Raw genomic sequence first — 22,062 nt, forward strand, 5'->3', positions numbered from 1 at the left:
TGCTACCGGAAGCCCACGGGCACACCCGCGCGCCTGCGGTATTCACCGGGTGTGATCCCGTACTCCTTCTTGAAGGCCCGGTTGAACACCGCCGCGTCCTGGAAGCCCCACCGCGCCCGGATCACCGTCATGCTCTGCCCCGCCAGGCCGTGGTTGGCCAGATCGGCCCGGCAGCGCTCCAGCCGCCGCTCCCGGACGAAGCCGCCCACCGTCTGCTCGTCCTGCCGGAACAAGTGGTGCAGATAGCGGACCGAGATGTGGTGCGCCGCCGCGATCGTCGTCGGCGACAGGTCGGGATCGCCGAGGTTGCGGTCGATGTACGTCTTGGTCTCCCCCAGGAGCGCCACCTGCCGCGGCAGTCGCGCCGCATCGTCCTGTACGTCGGTCACGCTGCTGAGAAACGCCACCGCCAGGTCGACCGCGGCGCGCCCCACCCAGGTCGCCTGCGGGATCTCCACCGCCCCGGCAGGACCGGCCAGCCCCTCCAGGAACCGCGCGAGGAGGGCCGCCGGGCCCGCGTCCGAGGGCACCGGCCGCGCCACCATGCCGCGCAGCGCGTGGTGCGGCAGCGACAGCGCGTTTCCCGGCAGATGCAGGACCATCGCCCGGGGCGGTCTCGCCCGGTCGGCCGCCGCCGCGTCGAACGGCTCCCAGGGGTCCCACAGCACCAGTTGACCAGGGTCCAGGCGGGTGGCGCCGGGCCCCCGGCCCAGCATCAGCGGCCCGTCGGCCACCAGGGCCAGCCGCCACGCCCGCGGCGCGCCGCTGCGGGCGGGCCTGCCGGTGTGCGGCGGGCTCGGTGCGGCCGGCGGAGACAGCGCGGGAAAGCGCAGCACGGACATCCGCACCGGCCCCAACTCCAGCTCGGCGCGGTGTCCCGGCCGGTCACGGTCGCTTGTCGAGAAGGCAGTCGCCGTCGGCTGCCGTGAGCGCAAGAGCGATTGCAATGTAATGGTGGTACCTTTCCCCTATTTTGTCCCGCCCACTGCGGCGCACTCGGCAGCCCGCCGAGGCACTCGGTCGAGGGGGCCATAGGCACCGGGCCCCGGTGTGCGCCGGGCGACGTGCCGCAGGGGCGGCAGGCGCGGCATGACCACGGCGCACCGAAGGGGCGCGCCGGCACCCTTGCCTGCCCAACGAGTCTGCCGAGGCGGTGCGGGGCATGTCCTTAGCGCTGGGCGCCAGCCGCTTGGCGCTGGACGCCAATTGGGTCGCTCACCCGGCTACCGCTGGGCGGGGACATCTCCCGGCCGAAGGCCGGAAGGCGCCCCCTGGGCGAGGTGCCGGAAGTCCTTCGGCGGCATGCCGTAGGCGGCACGGAAGGCGCGGGTGAAGTCGGCCGGCCGGGGAAATCCCCAGCGGGCGGCGATGGCGTGGATGGGCCGTGTACGCAGCGCCGGATCGGCCAGCTGGCGGCGGGCCTGCTCCAGCCGCTGGTGGCGGATGTAGGCGGAGACCGTGGCGTTCTGGTGGCGGAAGAGCCGGTGCAGGGAGCGGACGGAGATGTGCTGGGCTGCCGCGATCCGCTCGGGAGTCAACTCGGGGTCGGCCAGGTGCTGGTGGATGTAGCCACGGACGCGCATGGCCAGGGCGTGCTGGAAGGTCTCCGGCGGCCCTTGGGTGCCCCGCTGGTGGGCGAGCAGGGCGGTGGCCAGGTCGAGCGCGATGCCGCCCAGCCGCGCGGAATCCGACGGTCCGTAGGGCGTGGTGTCGGTGAGCAGGCCGGTGAGGAACTGGGCGAGCAGGGCGCCCATCCCTGTTCGCCCCGGCAGCCTCATCACGAACTGCCGGCCGGCGAGGCCGCCCGGCAGCGGCAGCAGCGCCCGCGGAATCACCATCTCCGCGGCCGAGACCGTGCCGTCCGCCGCGTCCAGTCGCCCCCGATAGGGGCGCGAGCTGCTCACCAGCACCAGGTCACCGTGCCCGACCAGGATCTCCTGGTCGTCCTGGACGATCCCCATGCGCCCCGACAGGGGTAACGAGAGGTGGTAGATCTCGGGGTCGGACTGCCGGATCAGGGCCGGGGTCCGTACGGAGTCCAGAGGCGGACAGGAGAACACGGAAACCTGGACGGTGCCGAGGTCCAGCACCCGCAGGGTGCCGTGGAAGTCCGCCGCGTGTTCCGTACGGATGTCATGGGGCGAGTGGCTCTCGAACGCCATTTCGCGCCAACTCTCGAACCGCTCCACCGCGGGCAGTTCATCACCGCGGAATAATGTCTCGATCACTCTCCGTACCTCCCCCGTAGGTCCTGATGACCCTGGCCGTCGCGCACTGACAGCTGACGGCCTGGCCCGACTCGTAGTGAGTCTGGTCGGCGAACGAGTTGTTGCGCAGCCCCGAATCGCCGCGCGCAACAATCGTGACCTGGGACGATCGCGCCCCGCACCCCTGGAACCGGACGGGGCGGCACCCTCTTTGAACAGGACGAGTACGCTCATCCGGAATGCCGTGAGGTCCTGGTACGGGGGTAGGGCTGCGTGGGAATTGGGGATTTCGTTCCGGACGGGTTGGAGGACTGGGTCGATGACCGGGTCGAGGATGTCGGTGGGGCCATCGACGTCGCCGGGGACCGGACGGCGGACCGGCTGGATGACTTCGGCTGGGAGAGCGGTGCGGACTGGGTCCGGGACAAGTCCGATTCGGCGGCGAACGCGCTGGGGGCGGATGTCGAGGAGATGCAGCTGGGGGAGAGCGAGGATGCCAAGAAGCTGATCCACGGCAGTCCGTCCAAGCTGCGCTCGACCGCCGGCCATCTCACCGATTTCAAGACGGCGTTCAACAATGTGGGCAAGGGGCTGCAAGGGCTGGGGTCGCGGTCGTTGAAGGGGAAGGCGGCGGATGCCTTCCGGGAGAAGGTGTCGGTCGAGCCGAAGAAGTGGTTCACGGCGGCGGACGCGTGTGAGAAGGCGTCGGGGGCGCTGGAGCGGTTCGCGGGGACGGTGGAGTGGGCGCAGGGTCAGGCGGAGGAGGCGATCCGGCGCTACAAGAAGGGGAAGAAGGCGTCGGACGATGCCCGCTCCGCGCATAACGACAAGGTGAGCGCGTACAACAAGGCGGCGGACGCGTACAACGCGCTGCCCGCCGACAAGCGTGATCCGTCGAGCCTGCCGGACAAGCCGGGTGCGTTCCATGATCCGGGTGCCGCTGATATCAAGGCCGCGCAGGAGTTGTTGGAGGAGGCGCGGCGGCAGCGGCGTGAGGCGCATGGGGTGGCGAAGGCGGCGGTGGAGGCGGCGCGGGACGCCGCGCCGAAGAAGCCGTCGTACGCGCAGCAGGTGGGGGACGGGCTTTTCCAGGGGATGGCACTGGACACCAGCCACTTCCTCGGTGGTGTGGTGAAGGGGACGGCGGGGCTGCTCAACTTCGTCCGGCAGGTGAATCCGCTGGACCTGTACAACATCACCCACCCCGCCGAGTACGTGACGAACCTCAACAACACCGCTGCCGGTCTGGTGCGGCTGTCCAATGACCCGGGTGCGGCGGTCAAGGGCATGTGGGATGCCTTCAAGAAGGACCCTGCCGAGGGGCTGGGCCGGCTGGTGCCGGAGTTGATCGGCACGAAGGGGCTGGGTGGTGCGAAGGCGGCCGTCACGGCCGCCGAGCGGCTGCCCGCCGCCGTGGCCAAGGCCGAGCGACCCGCTCTGCAGACGCTGAGCGAGGACGGCGCGGCGCCGCACGCCACGCCGGATATGGCGAAAACCGCCGATGGTACGGATCCGGTGGACTTGGCTTCGGGGCGGATGTATCTGCCGCAGCGGGATGTGGTGTTGCCGGGGGCGTTGCCGCTGGTGTTCGTGCGGCGGGCGGAGTCGGGGTATCGGGCGGGGCGGTGGTTCGGGCCGACGTGGTCGAGCACGGCCGATCAGCGGCTGGAGATCGGTGCGCGGGGTGTGGTGTTCGTCGCCGAGGACGGGCTGCTGCTGTCGTATCCGCACCCGGCGCCGGGCGTGCCGACGCTGCCCGAGCTGGGGCCGAGGTGGCCGCTGGAACGCACGCCAGAAGGCGACTACACACTCACCGACCCGGACACCGGCCGCACCTGGCACTTCACCGGCCCGCAGGGCGGGGGCGACGGCGAGGCCCTGCCTGCGGAGATCAGCGACCGCAACGGCCACCGCCTGACCTTCGAATACGACGCGCACGGCACCCCGACCGCCATCGTCCACAGCGGCGGCTACCACCTCAAACTCACCACCAGCGACGGCCGCATCACCGCCCTCCATCTCGCGGGCGCCGCACCCGACGGCAGCGACCAGGAACTCGTCCGCTACGCCTACACCGACGGCAACCTCACCGAGGTCCAAAAGGCCGACGTGTCCGGTCCGCCGCTGCGGTTCGAGTACGACACGGAGCGCCGGATCATCGTGTGGATCGACACCAACGACCGCCGCTACGACTACGTCTACGACCACAGCGACCGGGTCATCGCCGAGGGCGGCACCGAGGGCCACATCTCGGTGCGCATCGACTACGGCCCCACGGACGAGCGGACCGGTCACCGGGTCACCACCGTCACTACGCCCGAGGGCCACTCCACCCGCTACCTGGTCAACGACCGCTGCCAGGTCATCGCCGTCACAGACGCCATCGGCAACACGGTCCGCACCCGACGGAACCGCTACGGCCGCGCCCTGTCCCGCACCGACGCCCTGGGCCGGATCACCAGCTTCGGCTACGACCCGGCCGGCCGGCTGACCTCCGTGGCCACCCCCGACGGACATCAGCGGACCGCCGCCTACAGCGACCTGGGCCTGCCGGTGGAGGTCACCCACCCGGACGGGGCCACCTGGCGTTACGGGTACGACGACCGGGGCAACCGGACCACGGTCACCGACCCGTTGGGCAACACCACCCGCTACGCCTACGACGACCACGGCCATCTGGCCTCGGTCACCAACCCGCTCGGCGACACCACCCGCGTACGCTGCGACCCGGCCGGTCTCCCCGTCGAGATCACCGACCCCCTCGGCAGGGCCACCACCTACCACCGCGACGCCTTCGGCCGCCCCACCACCATCACCGACCCCCTCGGCGCCACCACCCAGATGGAGTGGACCGTCAGCGGCAAGCTGCTTCGGCGCACCGCCCCGGACGGCACCGAGCAGACCTGGACCTACGACGGCGAGGGCAATCTCACCGCTCACAAGGACGCGAGCGGCGGCCTCACTCGTTACGAGTACACCCACTTCGACCTGCTGGCCGCCCAGACCGGCCCCGACGGAACCCGCCATGAGTTCACACACGACACCCAGCTGCGCCTCACCGGAGTCACCAACGCCCAGAAGCTGACCTGGACCTACAGCTACGACCCGGTCGGCCGGCTGCTCGCCGAACGGGACTTCGACGGCCGTACCCTCACCTACGCGTATGACGCGACGGGCCGACTGGTCTTGCGCACCAACCCGCTGGGCCAGACGGTCTCCCTCGAACATGACGTCTGCGGCCGGGTCGTGCGCAAGGACGCCGACGGCCAGGTCACCACCTTCTCCTACGACTCGGCGGGTCGGCTGACGGAGGCCGTCGGCCCCGAGGTGTCGGCGGTGTTCGGCCGGGACCGGATGGGCCGGGTGACGACCGAAATGGTCGACGGCCATGTGCTGACCCATGCCTATGACGCCCTGGGCCGCCCCGTGCGCCGTACCACCCCCTCCGGCGCCAAGTCCACCTTCGCCTACGACGCGGCGGGACGCCGCACCTCGCTGACCACCTGCGGCCACACCCTGGACTTCACGTATGACGCGGTGGGCCGGGAAACAGCTCGCGGACTTGGGCGTACCGCCTCACTCGCGCAGATCTGGGACCCGGCCGGACGGCTGTCCGAGCAGACCCTCACCGGTCCGGAAGGCGACATCGCCCAGCACCGCGCCTACACCTACCGCGCCGACGGTCATCTGATCGGCATCGACGACCAGTTGCGCGGGCCCCGCGCCTTCGATCTGGACGCGGCGGGCCGGGTCACCGCCGTCAGGGCCCAGGGATGGACGGAGACCTATGCCTATGACGAGGCGGGCAACCAGACCCACGCCACCTGGCCGGACAGACACACCGACGCCGACACCACCGGCGCCCGCGCTTATACCGGCACCCGCCTCACCCGCGCCGGACGCGTCCGCTACGAACACGACGCCGCCGGCCGCCTCACGCTCCGCCAGAAGGCTCACCTGTCCAAGAGGCCCGATACCTGGCGTTACACGTGGAACGCCGAAAACCACCTCACCACCCTCACCACCCCCGACGGTACGGTCTGGCGCTACCTCTACGACCCCCTGGGCCGCCGCACCGCCAAACAACGCCTCGCCGACGACGGCGAAACGGTGGTGGAACGAGTCGACTTCACCTGGAGCGGCCACACCCTCGTCGAACAGACCACCAGCGCACCGGACCTCCCTGATCCGGTGACCCTGACCTGGCATCACGACGGTGCGCGGCCGGTGGCACAGACCGAGCGCATCACCGAGGCCACCAGCCAGCGCGAGATCGACCGCCGGTTCTTCGCCATCGTCACCGACGTCGTCGGCACCCCGACCGAACTCGTCGACGAGAGCGGCGGCATCGCTTGGCGGACCCGTACCACCCTCTGGGGCACCACAACGTGGGGCCGCAGCAGCACCACGTACACCCCGCTGCGCTTCCCCGGCCAGTACTACGACCCCGAAAGCGGGCTCCACTACAACCACCACCGCTACTACGACCCCGAAACCGCCCGCTACACCACCCCCGACCCTCTCGGCCTCACCCCCGCCCCCAACCCCGCCGCCTACGTCCCCAACCCCCACCTCTATATCGACCCCCTGGGGCTTTCCCCCTGCACCATCCCCAGAGGCGACGAAACCCGTAGCCCGAATTCCGGCGGCTGGGCCGAACCGAATTCCGCGGATGACGTGGGCGAGTTCGCGCAGGACTTCAACGTGTTCGGCCGCCCGGACAACGAAAGGGTGTTCGCCGGTCATGGCGGTATTCGAGCGGGCGACACCAGCATGGTCACAGTGCCCGAGGGTACGAGTGTCGCCACATACCGCGAGCCCGGGCGCGGCATGGACATCTCCAACGAGCTGGGCAGCATGATCGAGGAAGGCAACCCCACCCCGACCAGGGTCTACAGGCCGGGAGAGCAGATGCCGGACTATTCGCTGTTCCCGCCGGGACGTTGGGGTACCTCCCCCTCGAGCACGGTCGTCAGCGAGGAGACCCGCCTTTCCCAGCTGCTTGAGCCGAACATGGGCCGGGTACACTGGGCCGCTTGCCGCTCGATCATCTGAGAACCAGGAGTCCACTGCGGTGACCCACTACACGGACCTGTCCCCCTACGCATACACAGAAGGATCGATCCCCGATGGAATCGTGGCGGTCAGCGTCGGGTGGCTGGAGCCGGGCGAGGAATTCCCCCGCGGCACGGTTCCGGAGGAATTCGTCCGGTCACTCGCGCTGCTGTGCCGGGACGACCGCCATATGGTGATGCGTGGGTGGCACCGCTGCGGACTTCCGCATCCGGGCGGAGCGGACGAGTACCCGGTGGTCATTCAGGTCGGCGAGGACCGGGTATCCCTCGGCAGTGCCGAGGTGCGGGTGGTGGGCCGTGACGGCAGGTGGCTGGTCGCACCCAATCTCGTTTACCACTACGTCACCGCGCACTCCTACCTCCCGCCGACCGCGTTCATCGAGGCGGTCACGGCCCGGAGGACGGCCGCGCCGCCGGCATGACCCGGCAGCGCGGCCGCGTTCCGGAACGGCTCAGCAGCGCCGGGGCTTGATCCAGGAGCACTCCAGGTCCGCGGCCCCGGCCGCCCGCTTCGGTACGGCACTCGGTCGGACAACCGTCGTCCGATCCGCCCCGGACTTCGCGAGCGTCACCACGATCGCGTCCTCCAGGCTCTTCACGGACGAGGCGAGGTAGTTGTTGAGGACCACGCTGTAGACCAGTTCCCTGCCGTCCGCGTCGGTGACATACCCGGAGAGCGCGGAGGCGCCGGTCAGCGAGCCGGTCTTGCCGCGCGCGTTGCCCGCCGCCGGGGTGCCGCACATCCGGGAGCGCAGGGTGCCGCCCACCAGCCGGTCCGGGGCGCAGGCCACCGGCAGCGAGGCGTACCAGTCGGCGTACCAGGGTTCATCGCGCACCGACAGCAGCAGCTCGCTGAGGCGCCCGGCCGCGATGTTGTCCATCCGGGACAACCCGGAGCCGTCGACCTGGCGCACCGCGCCGGTGTCCACACCCTGCTTCTTCAGCCAGTCGGAGATGGCGGCGAGGCCCGCGCTCCAGGTGCCGCGGCCCGCCGTCTCGTAGCCGATGGTCTTGGTGAGCACCTCGGCGTGGATGTTGTTGGACAGCTTCATGAACGGGACGAGCAGCTGCTTGAGCGGCATCGACTGGTGCGAGGCGAGCCGGCGCGCGTTGGGCGGGGTGGCCCGGCCGAGGCGGGTGGCGCCGGCGACGTGGACGCCTTGGCGGGCCAGCGCGTCGGCGAACACCGAGGTGGCGTAGCCGGTGGGCTCCCAGACGCTGACCCACTCCTTGGCCGGCCCGCTTCCTGCGGGGAGGGCGCCGCTGACGGTGATGGTGTTGGAGCCGTGCTGCCGCTCGACGGAAAGGGTGGAGCCGCTGCCGGTGGCGGCGGTGGTGGCGCGGTTGTCGATCCTGACGTAGCGCGTCTTCGGTGTGAGCGTGACCTTCGGCCTCTCCCCCGGCGCCGCGCCGGGGGCGGCCTCGACGATGACGCTGCCCGCGTCGTAGTCGGTGTCGGGAGCGAGGGTCAAGGGGGAGATCTGGGCCGCGTAGTAGGAGGACTCGTCGTCGGCGGCCCAGGAGCGGCCGACGCGCTGGGTGTCGAACCGGGTGTCGTCGGCGATCAGCCGCCCGGTGACCCGGGTGATCCCCGACTCGGCGAGCCGTGCGGCGAGCCGTTCGTAGTCCGCGGCGAGCATCGTCGGGTCGCCGGTGCCCCGGAGGTACAGATCACCCCGCAGCACCCGCCCCTGGCGGCTGCCGTCGGTGAGCACGTCGGTGCGGTAGGTGTAGTCGGGGCCGAGCAGCCCCATGGCGGCGGCCGATGTGAACAGCTTGGTGTTGGAGGCGGGCATCAGCCGGTCGTCGGGCTTGTGCTGGTAGAGGACAGCGCCGGAGTCGGCGTCGGCGACCACCACCCCCGCCGCGCCGCCCTCCAGCAGCGGGTCGGCGAGGATGGTGTCGAGGGCGTCGCCGAGGCCGGTGCGGGAGGTGTCCGCACCGGCCGGCGAACTCCAGCTGAGGGTGGCGACGAGACCGATGACGAGGGGCCAGATCCAGGCGCGCGTACGGCGGTTCAGGTGATCCGCAGGTCTACTCATGCCACCGGAGGATCCCGTACGGCGGCCCGCCGCGACAGAGCGCGGACGCGGATCCGCCGGGCCGCGGGCCCGCGCACGACCCGGACCTGAGCCCGGCCACCATCGCGGTCGGACACCACATCTCCGTCTAGCCGATCGTGGTCGGCGCGCTGCCGAGCAGAAAGGCGCCCACCGGGATCTCGGTGTGCGCGGCGAGGCCGAAGGCGCGTACCGGGGTCTCGCTGTCTCCGCCGCCCACGGCGCAGCCCGACAGGCCCATCGCGGTGGCGACGAGGGAAAGGGTCTGGAGCAGGACGCCAGTGTTCTTGAGGGTCAGGGCGTAGGAGTGCGCGGCGTACTTCCACGACAGCCGCTTGATGCGTGACACCAGAGTCAGGTGCACATCCGGAAGGGGCGCGCCGCCGGTGGCGGCAAAGGCCTCGCGCAGCAGGCCGTCGGCGGCCCCGGGGGCGCCGGGCAGGGCGGTCAGGGCGTGGCCCAGGGGGTCGTAGTGGTACAGGCCCCGGTCCACCCGTGGCAGCGGTGGACGGCGGCGTACAGCTCCAGTTCGTAGGCGGACCCGGCGCTCGGGTAGGGGCGGCTGGTGACCGCGTAGGGACGGTCGTCTTCGGGGCGGGCGTCCAGCACCTTGCGCACGCGGGCGGCCCGGTACAGCAACTCCCCCAATTCATCTTCAGTCAGCGTTGTTCGCCATATGCGCGCCGGGAGGCCCGCGATTCGAGTACGTCGGTGAAGGTGCGGTCCTCGCGGGCCGCCCGGTCCGGGTCCGGGTGGCGGAGGGGGATCGTACGTCCCGTGGGAGGCGGGGTGGTGGGCTGAGCCGGTGGTTCGGTGTCGCGCCACGGCGCCAGGCCAGCAGCCTCAGGAAGTGTTCGTGGTCTCGTTCGCCGGTCGTGGGCGGGCACGGCCGCGGCCCGGGTGAGCCAGGCGCGGCGGCGCAGCACCACTCGCCCGGCCTCGATCCGGGGCAGGCGCACCACACCCCGGTCCGGCACGTCGTCGGCGAACGGCCCAGGCAACAGGGGTGTCCGGTGCGGAAGAGCGTGTGGGGGTCGCCGAAGAGGCGCAGCAGGGTCGGCAGCGGCGGTGGCAGCAGCAGCGGGCTCATCAGGCCGAGGTGGACGGGGACCAGATCGGCGTCGCACCGTGGTGAGCGGAGTGCGGGCAGCCCGGCGGCCCGGTCGAGGTGCACGGTCACCTCTCCGAGCGGGATGCGCCCGGGGCCGCTGCGGCTGACGCGGGTGAACGGGTGGTCGAAGGCGTGGGGCAGGGTGGGCTGCCGGAGGTTGGTGTTCGAGGCGTACGGGCCCCCGATGGCACGGGGCCACTGGTGGCACGGGCCCGCATCCGGTCCAGACGGCCCTGCCAGTGGCCGTGGCCGACGGTGACGGAGTTGAGCACGGCATGCGGCCGTCCGTCCGGCCCGGGCAGCGGCTGGATGTAGTAGGCCAGGCTGAGTGGCGGGCGGGGCACGGTGAGGTCGGCGGGCGGTTCACCCTCGGACAAGGCGCCAAGGACGGTGGCGCGGTGGCCGGCCAGGCGCTTGAGTGCGGGCAGCGGGCTGTCCCACAGGAGCGTGTCGTGGCCTGAACCCCTCGCTCGGCCTTACCAGGTGACGGGCAGTTCGTGGACGCCGTAGATGAAGCCGTCGTGTTTGAACGGGATGTCGTCCACGGCGGCGGCGAGCCGCAGGGTGGGGATGCGCCGGTAGAGGGTGCCGTAGACGACCTGGAGCTCCATCCGGGCCAGCGGCTGTCCCAGGCAGTGGTGGACCCCGGCGCCGAAGGCCACGTGGCGCCGGGCGTCGCGGCCGATGTCCAGCCGGTCGGGGTCCGGGAAGACGATGGCGTCGCGGTTGCCGAGATCGCCGGCCATGATCACGCCCTCGCCGGCCCGGATGACCTGGCCGGCGATCTCGATGTCCGCCAGGGCCACCCGGCGGCGCCCGTTGTGCGCGATGGTGAGGTAGCGCAGCAGCTCTTCGGCCGTGGAGGCGATCAGCTTGGGGTCGTCACTCGCGCGAAGGCGGGCGAGCTGCTCGGGGTGCCGGAGCAGGGTGAAGGTGCCGAGGGCGATCATGTTCGCGGTGGTCTCGTGGCCGCCGAGCAGGAGGAGCACGCCCATCAGGGCGGCGTCCTCCCGGGACAGCTCTCCTGCCCTGACCCGTGTGGCCAGGGCGGACAGCAGGTCGTTTCCGGTGGAGTCCAGCTTCTTGCCCACGAGTTCGTCCAGATACCGGAAGAGGTTCTGGTGGGCCTCTTGTCGCTGATCGGCCGTGACCGCCCGGCTGATCAGGGTCTTGCTGTTGGTCTGGAAGAACTCGTGGTCCTCGTACGGCACGTCCAGCAGACCGCAGATCACCAGGGAGGGCACCGGCAGCGCGAAGGCCTCGACCAGATCGACGGGGGTCGGGCCGGCCAGCAGATCGTCGATGAAGCCGTCCACGATGTCCTGTACGAGCGGGCGCATCGCCTCGATCCGTTTGACGGTGAAGGCTCCGCTGACCATCCGCCGCAGCCGGGCGTGTTCGGGGTCGTCCATCGTCACAAAGCTGAGCGAGCCGCCCCTTCTCTCGGTCGCGTGCGGGAAGCCGGGGCTGCTCGGATCGGCGCTCAGCCGCGGGTCGGTGGACAGCGCCTTGTGTTCGGCGTGGCGTGTCACCAGCCACGGCGTGCTGCCGTCCCACAGCCGCGCCCTCATCAGCGGGCCGTCGTGCTGGAGGGCGCGCAGCCGCTCCGCAGGGTCGAGGGGACAGCGGGGCGGCCGGGCCATGGGGAACTCGGGGAGGTCGGCCGAGGGGGCGTGGGCCGTGTTCACCGGAGTGGACATGTGCCTGCCGCGCCCGTCGCGCTGACCGGCGTGCGCGGCGGGCTGCCGCGCACGCCGGGCGTCTGCGTCAGACGGCGTGTTCGGCGCACAGGCAGCCGACGCCCTTCTCGATCCACTCCTGCCCCGCCCACTCCGGGTGCCGCTCGATCATCACCGCCCTGACCTCCTCGATGATCGTCTCCTCGCTCATGGCCGAGTCCCGGCGCACCCACGTCTCCTCGCGCAGCGACTGGAGGTAGTCGCGGACATCGGCCAGCAGTTGCGGGCCGCCGACGTCGCCGTGGCCGGGGACCACCACCCGCGGGTCCTCGGCGGCCAGGTGCCGCATCACCTCGATCCAGCGGGTGCCGGACACATCGGTGTCGTGCGGCGGAAACCAGGGGAAGATCGCGAACTGTCCGGCCTCCGCCAGGTCGCCGGTGAACATCACCCCCGCGTCGGGGACCGTGACCACCTGGTCGCCCTTGCTGTGTGCCCGTCCGGTGGCCCTCAGCCGCACCACCCGGCCGCCCAGGTCGAGGTCGCAGGAGGTGTCGTAGACGACGTCCGGAGCCGCCAGTTCGACGCCTTCCAGCTGCCGGGCGACCGGCTCGCCGAGCCCCTTGAACATCTCGAGGTAACCGGGCCCCTTGGTGGCCAGGTCCTCCGCCTGCGCCTTGTTGAGCAGGAACGTCGCCTCCCCGGCGAACGCCTGCGCGCCGAAGGCGTGCTCAGGGTGGAAGTGTGTGGTCGTCAGGTAGAGCTTGCGGCCGCCCGCGTAATCGGCCGCGAACTTCAGCACGGTGTCGGCGTTGCCCGGGCCCATTCCGGTCTCGACGACCAGCACGGAGTGCGTGCCACCGATGACTCCGACGTTGGGCACCAGTTGTACGCCCCGGTTCGGAATCACCACCAGATCACGCGCGAGTTCCCGCGTCCCCTCGGTATGCACCACGGGCTCGGGCAGCGTGTATTCGGTCATGACACGGGCTCCTTTCGGGTCCGTCCCAGTCCAGCGCGGGACACTCGAGCGGTCCAACACCCATTCCGCACGCCCGATACCGGGCGGGTATCGTTGCGGGTGATGGACCTCCGCTCGCTCCGCTACTTCGTGGCCGTCGCCGAGGAACGCCACTTCGGGCGCGCCGCGAGCCGTCTGCACATGACCCAGCCGCCCCTGAGCCGGGCCGTCAAGCAGTTGGAGAGCGAGCTCGGCACGCCCCTGTTGCACCGCTCCGCCACGGGAGTCACGCTCACCGCCGCCGGAAGCGCGCTGTACGACGAGGCGCGTACGCTGCTGGACCGGGCCGAGCAGGCACGCGCCCGGGTCGCCGCCGCGGCAGGTGCCGCCATCATGACCATCGGCACGCTCGCCGACAGCGCCGAGCAGGCCGGTCACCGCCTCGTCGCGGCCTTCCGCGGGCGTCACCCCGATGTCCATGTCGGCATCCGGGAAGCCGACTTCACCGACCCGACCACGGGACTGCGGGCCGGTCTCGTCGATGTCGCCCTCACCCGGACACCGTTCGACGACACCGGAATCAGCACCCATGTGCTGCGCTCCGACCCGGTCGGGGTGGTCCTGCGCGCCGAGGACCCGCTCGCCGGCCGTGCCAGTGTGCGCCTGTGTGATCTCGCCGATCGCCGGTGGTTCCGGCTGCCCGAGGGCACCGATCCCCTCTGGTGCGCCTACTGGACCGGCGCCACGTCCACCGGTGAGCACCGGGACGGTCCCGTGGTGCGCACCGCCCACGAGTGTCTGCAGGCCGTTCTCTGGAACGGCACGGTCGGGCTGATGCCCCTCGGGCATACGCTGCCCGAGGGGCTCACCACCGTTCCGCTGGCCGATATGCCGCCCAGCCGCCTCGTCGTCGCCTGGAAAACCGGCGACGCCGATCCGCTGGTCCGCTCGTTCATCCACATCGCCGCGGCAGGCGGATCGGCCTGAGTTCCTGCCCGCCGCAGGACATCAGGTGGACAGGCCGAGCTTGCGGCGCAGGCCCTCCGCCTTGGACTCGGTGTCGCGGGCGGCGCGCGTGCGCAGGGCCTTGAGGTAGTTCTCGCGGGTCCGCATGATGTGCGACTTGAGGATCTCTTCGAGCTCATCCGTCCGGCCGGCGGCGAAAATCTCGATGATCTGCTGGTGTTCCTCGAAGGAGCGCGCCGGTTCGGTCGCGGCGAGGAAGGTGAGGTGGACCCGGAGGGCCGAGACGCGGGCCAGGCTCATCTGATAGGCGTCGCTCAGATAGCGGTTGCCGCACTGGGCGAAGAACGCCTCGTGGAAGGCCGTATCGGCGGTGTTGTAGGCCTTGGTGTTGTTGCCCGCCCGGGCCTCGGCCATGGCGGCGACGGCCGTGCGCATGGTGGCGAGGGCGGCGTCCGGGTTGCGCTCGAGGGCCAGCTGGGCGGCGCGGATCTCCAGCATGGTGCGGTACTCGCACAGCTCGAAGATCTCGTCCTCGGTGGGCTGGAAGACATAGGTGCCCGACTTCGGCACGATCTCGACCAGCCCCTGGAGCTGCAGCATGCGCAGCGCCTCGCGGACCGGGGTGCGGCTCACTCCGAGGGCGGAGGCGAGGCCGTCCTCGGAGAGAGCCTCGCCCAGGTCGAAGTCGCCGTCCACGATCGCCGCGCGCAGACGCCGTGCCACGTCGGAGGCCAGCGACGAGGACCGTCTGCCGCTCGTCGTGTGTGCCATGCCCCTCCCAGCGATCAACTGCCACTCCGTCCGGCGGATATCCCAAACGCTACCGTATCGCCGGATCCGGCCCGGCCAGTGGCGAGACGGGGTGGACACCGTGGTTGACCAGATACGTGGGCAGCCGCCCCTGGGCGACCTCCACCACGTTGCGGGCCGTCTTCGTACGGATCTCGATCTCGGAGTCCTCCGAGTACCAGGCGGTGTGCGGGGAGAGGACCACGTTCTCGCACCGCGCGAGCGGGCTGTCGGGCCCGATGGGTTCGTGTGCGAACACGTCCAGGCCGGCGCCCGCGATGCGTCCGGTCCGCAGCGCCTCGATGAGCGCGGCCTCGTCCACCACCGGTCCGCGTGCCGTGTTGACCAGGCAGGCGGTGGGCTTCATGGCGGCGAACCGCGCGCTCCCGATCAGCCCCTCGGTCTCCGCGGTGAGCGGAGCGTGTACGGACAGCACATCGGACGCGCGGCAGAGGGTGTCGAGGTCCACGAGCCGGACGCCGAGCGCCGCCGCCCGGGAGGGGTCGGCGAACGGGTCGTGGGCGAGGACCGTCATCCCGAAGCCGGCCATCTTCTCGGCGAGCAGCCGCGGGATGCGGCCGAACCCGACCAGCCCCAGCGTGCGCCCGCGCAGCCGCCGCAGCGGCGCCGCGGCCGTGTAGTCCCAGGTGCCGCGGCGGATCGCGGCGTCGTAGCGGTGCAGCCCCCGGGCGAGGGTGAGGATCAGCGCGGCGGCGTGGTCGGACACCTCCTCCAGGGAGCCGTCCGGCACGTTGGCGACGGCGATGCCCGCCTCGGTCGCCGCCGGGACGTCGATGGTGTTGAGCCCGATGCCGTAGCGGGAGATCACCCGGCAGCGGGCGAGGCTCCGGATCACCTTGGCCGTGACGGGGGCGTACTGGTTGATCAGGGCGTCGGCGTCGGCGCAGAGTTCGATCAGCTCGTCCTCGCTACCGGCCTGTGCCGGTACGAGGGTGAGTCCCGCCGCTTCCAGGACCTGCCGCTCGGGCTCCAGGTCGGCGAATTCGTAGTCGGTCACGACCACGGTGAACGTGGCGGCCTTGGGCATGGCGGCTCTCAGCTCCCGAAGCGCTGGTCGAGTTCCTGGTGGAAGCCGAGGTCGACGAGGTCGCAGAATTCGGCGTAGGTGTGCTGGGCCGGGCCGCCCGCGGGGGTCCCGGCCGCCCGCAGGTGGTCCAGGGCGTCGGCGACCGCGCGGGTGGCGGTGAACAGCGCCGTGACCGCGTAGAACACCATCGAGAAGCCCATGTCGGCCAGGTCGGTGGCGGTCAGCCGGGTCGTCTCGTTGCCGTCCACGATGGAGACGACCTTGGGGCCTTCGATGGCCTTGGCGACCGCCTCCGCCTCCTCGATCCGCTTGATGCCGTCGACGAACACCAGGTCGGCACCGGCGTCCTGGTAGCGGCGGGCGCGGCGTACCGCCTCCTCGATCCCGGCGGCGGGCAGCGCGTCGGTGCGTCCGATGACGAGCAGGTCGTCCGCGCCCCGGGCCTCGACGGCGCAGGCGAGCCGCGTGGCGCTCTCGTCCACCGGCATCAGCCGGATGCCGCTCATCTGGCCGCACCGCTTCGGCGCCACCTGGTCCTCCAGGTGGATCGCCGCCACCCCGGCCTGGAGGTACTCCCGCACCGTGCGGTGGATGTTGGACGGGCCGCCGTATCCGGTGTCCGCGTCCGCGATGACCGGAATGGCCACCGCACGGGTCATGTTGCGGGCGTGTTCGGTCATCTCGGTCTGGCTGAGCAGCCCGATGTCGGGCGTGCCCAGTCGGCTGGCCGTGGCCCCGAAACCCGTCATATAGACGGCCGGGAACCCGGCGGCCTGGACGAGGCGGGCGGTGATGGAGTCGGGCGCGCCCGGGGCCAGGACGATGCCGGGGCCGTCCAGGAGGGACGCGAGCGATGTGGCGGCTGACAACGGTCGGCTCCTTGTCGGGTGGGGTCGGGGTGCGTCAGCGGGCGGCGGCGGGTGCGTCCGCCGTCGGCGCCGGGTCGGTCTCGGCGCCCGGCTGCCGGGCCGGGCTGCGCCACAGGAGGATCAGCACGGTCGACAGGACCAGGGACACGACGGGGATCAGCAGGCCCGCGGTGACGGTGGAGCCGTCGGTCTCCTTGCCGACGATGTACGGGCCGACGAACCCGCCGAGGTTGCCGATGGAGTTGATGGTGGCGATGCCGACCGCGGCATGGGTCCTGGAGAGGCTGTCGGTGGTCAGTGACCAGAACGGCGGGAGCCAGGCGAAGGCCCCGACCCCGGTCACCGCGAGCGCGACCACCGCGGGACCGGGGTGGTCGCGCAGCGCGATCACCCCGGCGAGGCCCACCGCCGCGAGGGCGAGCGGCACCGCGACCAGGTACTTGCGCTCGCGGGACCGCTTCGACAGCTGGGCGGTGACCAGCAGCCCGATGGCTGCGCAGATGTAGGGGATGACCGCGATGAAGCCGATGTTCGTGGCCGAGTAGTCGGGGTTGATCTGCTTGATGATCAGCGGCAGGAAGAGGTTGAACCCGTAGGTGCCGACGGCGAGCGCGAGATGGGTCACGGCCAGGTGCAGCACACGGCGGTTCTTCAGGGCGGCGAGCTGGGCCCGTACGCCCTCGTCGTGGCCGGTGCCCTGCTCGGCCTCCAGGGAGGAGTGCAGCCAGTCGCGGTGGGCGGGGTCGAGCCAGCGCGCGGTCGCCGGGGAGTTGGGGAGGAAGACGAAGGTCACGACCGCCATCAGGATCGCCGGTACGCCGGTCAGGATGAACAGCCAGCGCCAGCCCGGCAGGCCCAACCAGCCGGTGTGGTCCAGGATCAGGCCGCCGAGGAGCCCGCCGCAGATGAACGAGATCGGCTGGGCCAGCACCAGCCAGCCGAGCGCCACGGACCGGTCGCCGGAGCGGAACCACATGGTCAGGTAGACGATGATGCCGGGGAAGAAACCGGCTTCCGCGACGCCGAGCAGAAAGCGCATCACGTACAGCATCTGCACGTTGGTGGTGAACCCGGTGATGACCGTGATGATCCCCCAGGTCGCCATGATGCGGGCGAGCCAGGCGCGGGCGCCGAAGCGGCGCAGCAGCAGGTTGCTCGGCACCTCGAAGAAGAAGTACGCGATGAAGAAGATCGAGGCGGCGAAGCCGTACGCCGCGGCCTTGATGCCCAGGTCCTCGCCCATGCCCAGCTGGGCGAAGCCGACGTTGGTGCGGTCGATGTACGCGATGACGTAGCCGACCGCGATGAGCGGCAGGATGCGCCAGGAGATGTGCGAGACGGCTGCCCGCTCCCCGGCCTCGTCCAGCGTCGTGGTGGGGGGCCCGCTTGGTGCGTGTGTCATGTGCTTCCTCGATCTGGCGGGGATGAGGGGTTCTGGCGGGGGTGGGGGTTCTGGCCGGGTGGGGGGTCCTGGCCGGTTGGGGAGGGCGGCTCAGTTCATGATCAGTCCGCCGTCGATGTTGACGGACTGCCCGGTCATGTAGTCGGAGTCCGGTGAGCAGAGGTAGAGGGCGAGGCCCGCGACGTCGTCCGGCGTCTGCGGTCGGCCCATCGGGACGACGGCGGTGCGCCGCTTCCACGCCTCCCCCGCGCTCCAGCCCTCGGCGGCGGCCCACTCCTGGTCGATCTGGCGCCACATGTCGGTCTCGACCAGCCCGGGGCAGATGGCGTTGACGGTGATGTCCGGGGCCAGCGCGTAGGCCGCGGTCTGGGTGAGGCTGATGACCGACGCCTTGCTGGCGCGGTAATGGGGGGTGAGCGGTGCCATCGGGCCTGCGCCGTACCGTCCGGCGATCGACGACATCGTGATGATCTTCCCACGGGGGCGGGCGGCGGCCAGGGGCTCCTGGGCGCGCATCCGGGCCGCGGCGGCCTGCATGGTCAGGAACGCGCCCTTGACGTTGACGGCGAAGGTGGCGTCCCAATCCTCCTCGGTGATCTCCAGGAAGGGCTTGACCTGCACGATGCCCGCGTTGCAGACCATGACGTCGAGCCGCCCGAGGCCGTCGGCGGTGCGCTGGACCATCTCGGCGCAGTCGGCGGCGCGTGTCACATCGCCCCGTACCGCTAGCGCCGGGCGGCCGAGAGCGGCCACCTCGGCGCGTACCGCCTCCGCGCGGGAGGCATCGCGGTCGATGACGGCCAGGTGTGCGCCCACCGAGGCGAGCCGCAGGGCGATCGACCGTCCGATGCCGCGCCCGGCACCGGTGACCGCGATACAGAGACCGCTGAGGTCTGCCACTCTCTCGTCCCCTTCGTCGATGCGCCCGGCCGCGTCAGCCAGGCCGTTCGAGCTGGGACACTAGAGAACGGAGTTCTTGGATACAAGTCTTGTGTACTAGATATCCTCGCGAGCCGCGCGGGCATAGCGGCGCCCGCCGCCGACCCGCGGCGCACGCGGCCCGCTGGCGATCCCCCGGCCACCGCGGTATTGCTGGAGAGTGTCCCCGCACACCGCTCCGGCGTGGCCGGCGGCGTGTTCCACACCAGCCGCCGTCCACATCACTCGCATGACTCGGATCGCGAAGGAGACGAGCCGATGACGACATGGACGAGCGACGAGCTCAGCAGAATCGAAGCGGCGGACGAACTGGAGATGGCGCCGCTCGCACGCGACGGCACGCCGCGCACACCGGTGCCGATCTGGGTGGTCCGCGACGGCGACGACCTCTACGTCCGCTCCTATCGAGGCAGCGACGGCTCCTGGTACCGCGCCGCCCGGGCCAGCCACGCGGGCCACATCACCTCCGGCGGCGTCGACAAGGACGTCACTCTCGTCGAGGCACCCGACCCCGGCGTCAACGACCGCGTCGACGCCGCGTACCGCTCCAAGTACAGCCGCTACAGCGGAACGTACGTCAGGCCCATAGTCGCCGACACGGCGCGCGCCACGACGCTCAAGCTCCTGCCGCGCTGAACGAACCCCGCTGTACCGGAAGAGCCTGAACACGTCCCCGCGGGAAACCCGCTCGCCCTTAGCGGGTACTTCTGGAGCGCCGATCCTCGCGGGTGCGAATCCCGCCGCCAGACCTCATGGCCGGCGTGGCCGAGCGGGCGAAGGTGACATGTGCCTCCGCACGCAGGCCGCTCGGTCGGGGCCCTCCAAGCCGTCGCGCTGCGGCTCACGCCCCAGGTGCCGCCCGATGGGCTCAAGGCGGACTGCACGGACGTCGTCGTGCTGGATGTCGAGGCCGTGGGCTCCCAGGGGCGCCCACCGATCAGGCGCGGGTGGACTTCACCCTCAGCAGCCCGGGACGGCTGCTCGGCGGCTACAACCCCGGCAAGACCGCCCCGCCACGTGACGGCCGTCAGCGGACGTGCTCCGATGGGGGTGCGGCGACGCTTTCTCGTACGACGATGTGGGTGCCGAGCAAGTGGTGGGCGCCTGCGGCGCGTTCCAGGTCGCGCAGGGCGATGCGCACGGCGGCGCGGCCGAGTTCCTCGGCGGGGGTGCGGACCGTGGTGAGCGGGGGGCTGAAGTCCTCGGCAAGAGGGATGTCGTTGTAACCGACGACGGAGATGTCGTCGGGGACGCGCAGGCCCGCATCGGCGATGGCGCGCAGGGCCCCGGCGGCGACCATGTCGTCCCCGGCGAACACGGCGGTGAACTCGTGCGTGTCTTTGAGGAGTTCCGTCATCGCGCGGTGTCCGGCGGCGCGGCCCAGGCCGCAGTCGACCACGTGCGCCGCCTCGGGCGGCAGGCCGTGCTGGGCGAGGGCGGCCCGGTAACCGGCGACGCGTGCGTCCAGAGCCGTGTTGCCGGGCAAACCGCCGAGGAAGACGATGCCGCGGTGGCCCGCGGAGAGCAGATGTCCGGTGATGGCGTGGGCCCCGGCCTCGTTGTCGAACTCGACGACGAGCGCGGGGATGTCCGGGTCGGGCGCGGGCCGTCCGCACAGCACCAGCCGGGCGCCGGAGGAGTCAAGGGCCTGCGCGTAGTGGGCGACGCGCTCGCGGTAGGCGTCGTCCTCGACGACCCCGCCCACCAGGATCACCAGCCGGGCGCCCTCCTCCCGCATGAGCTGTACGAACTCCAGCTCGCGCTGCGGATCGCCGCCCGTGGTGCCCACCAGGCACAGCCAGCCGCGCGCGGCCGCCTCCGCCTCCACGCCCTCGGCCACCTGCGCGTAGAAGGGGCTGGTGACCTGGCGCAGCACGACCGCGACCATCTTGCGGCCGCCGCCGACCAGGGCGCGGGCGTGGGCGTTGGCGACGTAGTCCAGGGCCCGCGCAGCGCGGATGACCCGGGTGCGGGTCGCCGGCGGGACCGGGTAGTTCCCGCTCAGCACGCGCGAGACCGTGGCCACGGACACACCCGCCCGCTCCGCCACCTCGCGGATCGTGACCCGCCCCTTTGCCGCCATCCCGCTCCCCGCTCTCTTCGCCCCGTACGTGTCCGCGACCATTGCTTCGCCCAGCCTCATCAGCCCCGGAAGCTGAGCTGCACCTGACGGTCGGGGTTGTCCGTGTTGGTGTCCGCCAACCTCCGCAAAGACAACCCCAGGCTAACCAGATCGCGACGCGCACCCAGCGCCGGTGCCGTGGTCATCCCATGCCGGGATGACCGCGGCGACTGGAGCGCCTGTGAGGTGGGCAGCAAGTCGGCCGCGGCTGGTCCGTCGCGCTGGCAGCCCGGCACCCTTTCCGGACACCCGATCAGGAGTCGTAGCGCTCGGTTACCACAATCGTCGTCCCCGCGAGCGCCGTTCCCACCGGCGTCTCGGCCCAAGTCCCGGTCGACCAGGTCCGGCGGGCGGGGCGCCAACGGTTCGGGCACCGTGGTACGGCGCCGCTGGCCCCGGATGACGCCTTCCAGGCCCAGCTCGCGCATCAGCCGCTCCACCGTGCCGCGGGCCACCGCCACACCCTTGCACCGCAGAGCCCGGGAGATCCGGCGGAGCCCGTAGGTACCGCCCGATTCCGTGTGGATCTCCTCGATCAGCGGCATGAGCTGCTCGTCCTGCAGCCGGCGGGCCGACTTCGGCCGCTTCTTGCGGGCGCAGTAAGCAGACTCGGACAGTTCCAGCACCCGGCAGGTGAATCCGATCCCGAGGCCCTTGTCCCGAAGGTGAGAGCGTTTCAGTGAGGCCTCGACTTCGCCAGCCAGTTCATCCGCAACCGTTCGAATCCCCGGCGGCAGGGGGCCACCCTGCTGCGCCTTCGCCACGAAGGAACGGCTCACGCGGCCCTGACCTGAGCCGGGCACGTTTCCTCGCTTGGCGCGGCCCGAGATCACT

20 protein-coding genes are annotated in these 22,062 nt (G+C 71.2%); 5 read left to right on the forward strand and 15 right to left on the reverse strand.

The window, feature by feature from the left end:
• Positions 1 to 2 precede the first annotated feature (2 nt).
• Both PV419_RS25950 and PV419_RS25955 read right to left on the reverse strand, forming a co-directional pair.
• Positions 3 to 935 carry a helix-turn-helix domain-containing protein gene (locus PV419_RS25950; RefSeq protein WP_319692721.1) on the reverse strand — a complete coding sequence of 311 codons (933 nt, stop codon included), beginning with the start codon at positions 933 to 935 and terminating at the stop codon, positions 3 to 5.
• 288 nt (positions 936 to 1,223) lie between these two features.
• A complete protein-coding gene (locus tag PV419_RS25955; RefSeq protein WP_319692722.1) occupies positions 1,224 to 2,228 on the reverse strand; it encodes a helix-turn-helix domain-containing protein in 1,005 nt (334 codons plus the stop codon).
• Positions 2,229 to 2,480: 252 nt separating this feature from the next.
• Between PV419_RS25955 and PV419_RS25960 the strand changes: the two genes are divergently transcribed.
• Positions 2,481 to 7,262 carry a putative T7SS-secreted protein gene (locus PV419_RS25960; protein ID WP_319692723.1) on the forward strand — a complete coding sequence of 1,594 codons (4,782 nt, stop codon included), beginning with the start codon at positions 2,481 to 2,483 and terminating at the stop codon, positions 7,260 to 7,262.
• A 19-nt stretch (positions 7,263 to 7,281) separates the two neighbouring features.
• Complete coding sequence (locus tag PV419_RS25965) at positions 7,282 to 7,704, forward strand: hypothetical protein (RefSeq protein ID WP_319692724.1); 423 nt, start codon at positions 7,282 to 7,284, stop codon at positions 7,702 to 7,704.
• A gap of 30 nt (positions 7,705 to 7,734) precedes the next feature.
• On the opposite strand, the gene dacB is transcribed toward PV419_RS25965, so the two are convergent.
• The 4 genes from dacB to PV419_RS25985 form a co-directional block, all read right to left on the reverse strand.
• Positions 7,735 to 9,324, reverse strand: coding sequence for a D-alanyl-D-alanine carboxypeptidase/D-alanyl-D-alanine-endopeptidase (gene dacB, locus PV419_RS25970; protein WP_319692725.1), 1,590 nt, complete (start codon positions 9,322 to 9,324; stop codon positions 7,735 to 7,737).
• A gap of 127 nt (positions 9,325 to 9,451) precedes the next feature.
• A complete protein-coding gene (locus tag PV419_RS25975) occupies positions 9,452 to 9,835 on the reverse strand; it encodes a SagB family peptide dehydrogenase (RefSeq protein WP_319692727.1) in 384 nt (127 codons plus the stop codon).
• The gene (locus tag PV419_RS25980) at positions 9,790 to 9,990 is read right to left on the reverse strand and encodes a hypothetical protein (RefSeq protein ID WP_319692728.1); all 201 of its coding nucleotides are present in this window, start codon (positions 9,988 to 9,990) and stop codon (positions 9,790 to 9,792) included. The genes PV419_RS25975 and PV419_RS25980 overlap by 46 nt, the downstream gene beginning before the upstream one ends.
• 11 nt (positions 9,991 to 10,001) lie before the next feature.
• Positions 10,002 to 10,343, reverse strand: coding sequence for a hypothetical protein (locus PV419_RS25985; protein WP_319692730.1), 342 nt, complete (start codon positions 10,341 to 10,343; stop codon positions 10,002 to 10,004).
• A gap of 385 nt (positions 10,344 to 10,728) precedes the next feature.
• Between PV419_RS25985 and PV419_RS25990 the strand changes: the two genes are divergently transcribed.
• On the forward strand, positions 10,729 to 10,914 hold the full coding sequence (locus tag PV419_RS25990; protein ID WP_319692732.1) for a hypothetical protein: 186 nt from the start codon (positions 10,729 to 10,731) through the stop codon (positions 10,912 to 10,914).
• A gap of 15 nt (positions 10,915 to 10,929) precedes the next feature.
• On the opposite strand, the gene PV419_RS25995 is transcribed toward PV419_RS25990, so the two are convergent.
• On the reverse strand, positions 10,930 to 12,153 hold the full coding sequence (locus PV419_RS25995) for a cytochrome P450 (protein WP_319692734.1): 1,224 nt from the start codon (positions 12,151 to 12,153) through the stop codon (positions 10,930 to 10,932).
• Positions 12,154 to 12,220: 67 nt separating this feature from the next.
• Positions 12,221 to 13,114 (reverse strand): MBL fold metallo-hydrolase, encoded by an 894-nt coding sequence (locus PV419_RS26000; protein ID WP_319692736.1) that lies wholly within the window; start codon positions 13,112 to 13,114, stop codon positions 12,221 to 12,223.
• A 102-nt stretch (positions 13,115 to 13,216) separates the two neighbouring features.
• On the opposite strand from PV419_RS26000, the gene PV419_RS26005 reads away from it, so the two are divergent.
• Positions 13,217 to 14,080: a LysR family transcriptional regulator gene (locus PV419_RS26005; protein ID WP_319692738.1), complete on the forward strand. Its 864-nt coding sequence runs from the start codon at positions 13,217 to 13,219 to the stop codon at positions 14,078 to 14,080.
• Between the two features lie 21 nt (positions 14,081 to 14,101).
• Here the strand turns inward: PV419_RS26005 and PV419_RS26010 are convergent, their stop codons facing one another.
• The 5 genes from PV419_RS26010 to PV419_RS26030 all read right to left on the reverse strand — a co-directional run bounded on the left by PV419_RS26010 (position 14,102) and on the right by PV419_RS26030 (position 19,067).
• A complete protein-coding gene (locus PV419_RS26010; RefSeq protein WP_319692739.1) occupies positions 14,102 to 14,830 on the reverse strand; it encodes a GntR family transcriptional regulator in 729 nt (242 codons plus the stop codon).
• 49 nt (positions 14,831 to 14,879) lie between these two features.
• The gene (locus PV419_RS26015) at positions 14,880 to 15,896 is read right to left on the reverse strand and encodes a C-terminal binding protein (protein ID WP_319692741.1); all 1,017 of its coding nucleotides are present in this window, start codon (positions 15,894 to 15,896) and stop codon (positions 14,880 to 14,882) included.
• Between the two features lie 8 nt (positions 15,897 to 15,904).
• Complete coding sequence (locus PV419_RS26020) at positions 15,905 to 16,765, reverse strand: isocitrate lyase/PEP mutase family protein (protein WP_319692742.1); 861 nt, start codon at positions 16,763 to 16,765, stop codon at positions 15,905 to 15,907.
• Between the two features lie 34 nt (positions 16,766 to 16,799).
• Entirely contained in the window at positions 16,800 to 18,167 is a 1,368-nt protein-coding gene (locus PV419_RS26025; RefSeq protein WP_319692743.1) for an MFS transporter, read from the reverse strand.
• A gap of 90 nt (positions 18,168 to 18,257) precedes the next feature.
• Positions 18,258 to 19,067: an SDR family NAD(P)-dependent oxidoreductase gene (locus PV419_RS26030; RefSeq protein ID WP_319692745.1), complete on the reverse strand. Its 810-nt coding sequence runs from the start codon at positions 19,065 to 19,067 to the stop codon at positions 18,258 to 18,260.
• Positions 19,068 to 19,364: 297 nt separating this feature from the next.
• Between PV419_RS26030 and PV419_RS26035 the strand changes: the two genes are divergently transcribed.
• Positions 19,365 to 19,742 (forward strand): DUF2255 family protein, encoded by a 378-nt coding sequence (locus PV419_RS26035; RefSeq protein WP_319692747.1) that lies wholly within the window; start codon positions 19,365 to 19,367, stop codon positions 19,740 to 19,742.
• A 391-nt stretch (positions 19,743 to 20,133) separates the two neighbouring features.
• Here PV419_RS26035 and PV419_RS26040 read toward each other — a convergent pair whose 3' ends face one another.
• Positions 20,134 to 21,189, reverse strand: a complete 1,056-nt coding sequence (locus tag PV419_RS26040) for a LacI family DNA-binding transcriptional regulator (protein ID WP_319692748.1) — start codon at positions 21,187 to 21,189, stop codon at positions 20,134 to 20,136.
• Positions 21,190 to 21,248: 59 nt separating this feature from the next.
• Positions 21,249 to 21,992: an IS3 family transposase gene (locus tag PV419_RS26045; RefSeq protein WP_319692750.1), complete on the reverse strand. Its 744-nt coding sequence runs from the start codon at positions 21,990 to 21,992 to the stop codon at positions 21,249 to 21,251.
• Positions 21,993 to 22,062: the final 70 nt, after the last annotated feature.

Source organism: Streptomyces sp. ME19-01-6, from assembly GCF_033793745.1.
Lineage (GTDB): Bacteria > Actinomycetota > Actinomycetes > Streptomycetales > Streptomycetaceae > Streptomyces.

What these genes read in the sequence shown, in the direction of transcription:
- dacB (WP_319692725.1), bottom strand. Translation starts at nt 9,324, where the DNA reads ATGAGTAGACCTGCGGATCACCTGAACCGCCGTACGCGCGCCTGGATC.
- PV419_RS25990 (WP_319692732.1), top strand. Translation starts at nt 10,729, where the DNA reads ATGCGGCCGTCCGTCCGGCCCGGGCAGCGGCTGGATGTAGTAGGCCAG.
- PV419_RS25995 (WP_319692734.1), bottom strand. Translation starts at nt 12,153, where the DNA reads ATGTCCACTCCGGTGAACACGGCCCACGCCCCCTCGGCCGACCTCCCC.
- PV419_RS26000 (WP_319692736.1), bottom strand. Translation starts at nt 13,114, where the DNA reads ATGACCGAATACACGCTGCCCGAGCCCGTGGTGCATACCGAGGGGACG.
- PV419_RS26005 (WP_319692738.1), top strand. Translation starts at nt 13,217, where the DNA reads ATGGACCTCCGCTCGCTCCGCTACTTCGTGGCCGTCGCCGAGGAACGC.
- PV419_RS26010 (WP_319692739.1), bottom strand. Translation starts at nt 14,830, where the DNA reads ATGGCACACACGACGAGCGGCAGACGGTCCTCGTCGCTGGCCTCCGAC.
- PV419_RS26015 (WP_319692741.1), bottom strand. Translation starts at nt 15,896, where the DNA reads ATGCCCAAGGCCGCCACGTTCACCGTGGTCGTGACCGACTACGAATTC.
- PV419_RS26025 (WP_319692743.1), bottom strand. Translation starts at nt 18,167, where the DNA reads ATGACACACGCACCAAGCGGGCCCCCCACCACGACGCTGGACGAGGCC.
- PV419_RS26035 (WP_319692747.1), top strand. Translation starts at nt 19,365, where the DNA reads ATGACGACATGGACGAGCGACGAGCTCAGCAGAATCGAAGCGGCGGAC.
- PV419_RS26040 (WP_319692748.1), bottom strand. Translation starts at nt 21,189, where the DNA reads ATGGCGGCAAAGGGGCGGGTCACGATCCGCGAGGTGGCGGAGCGGGCG.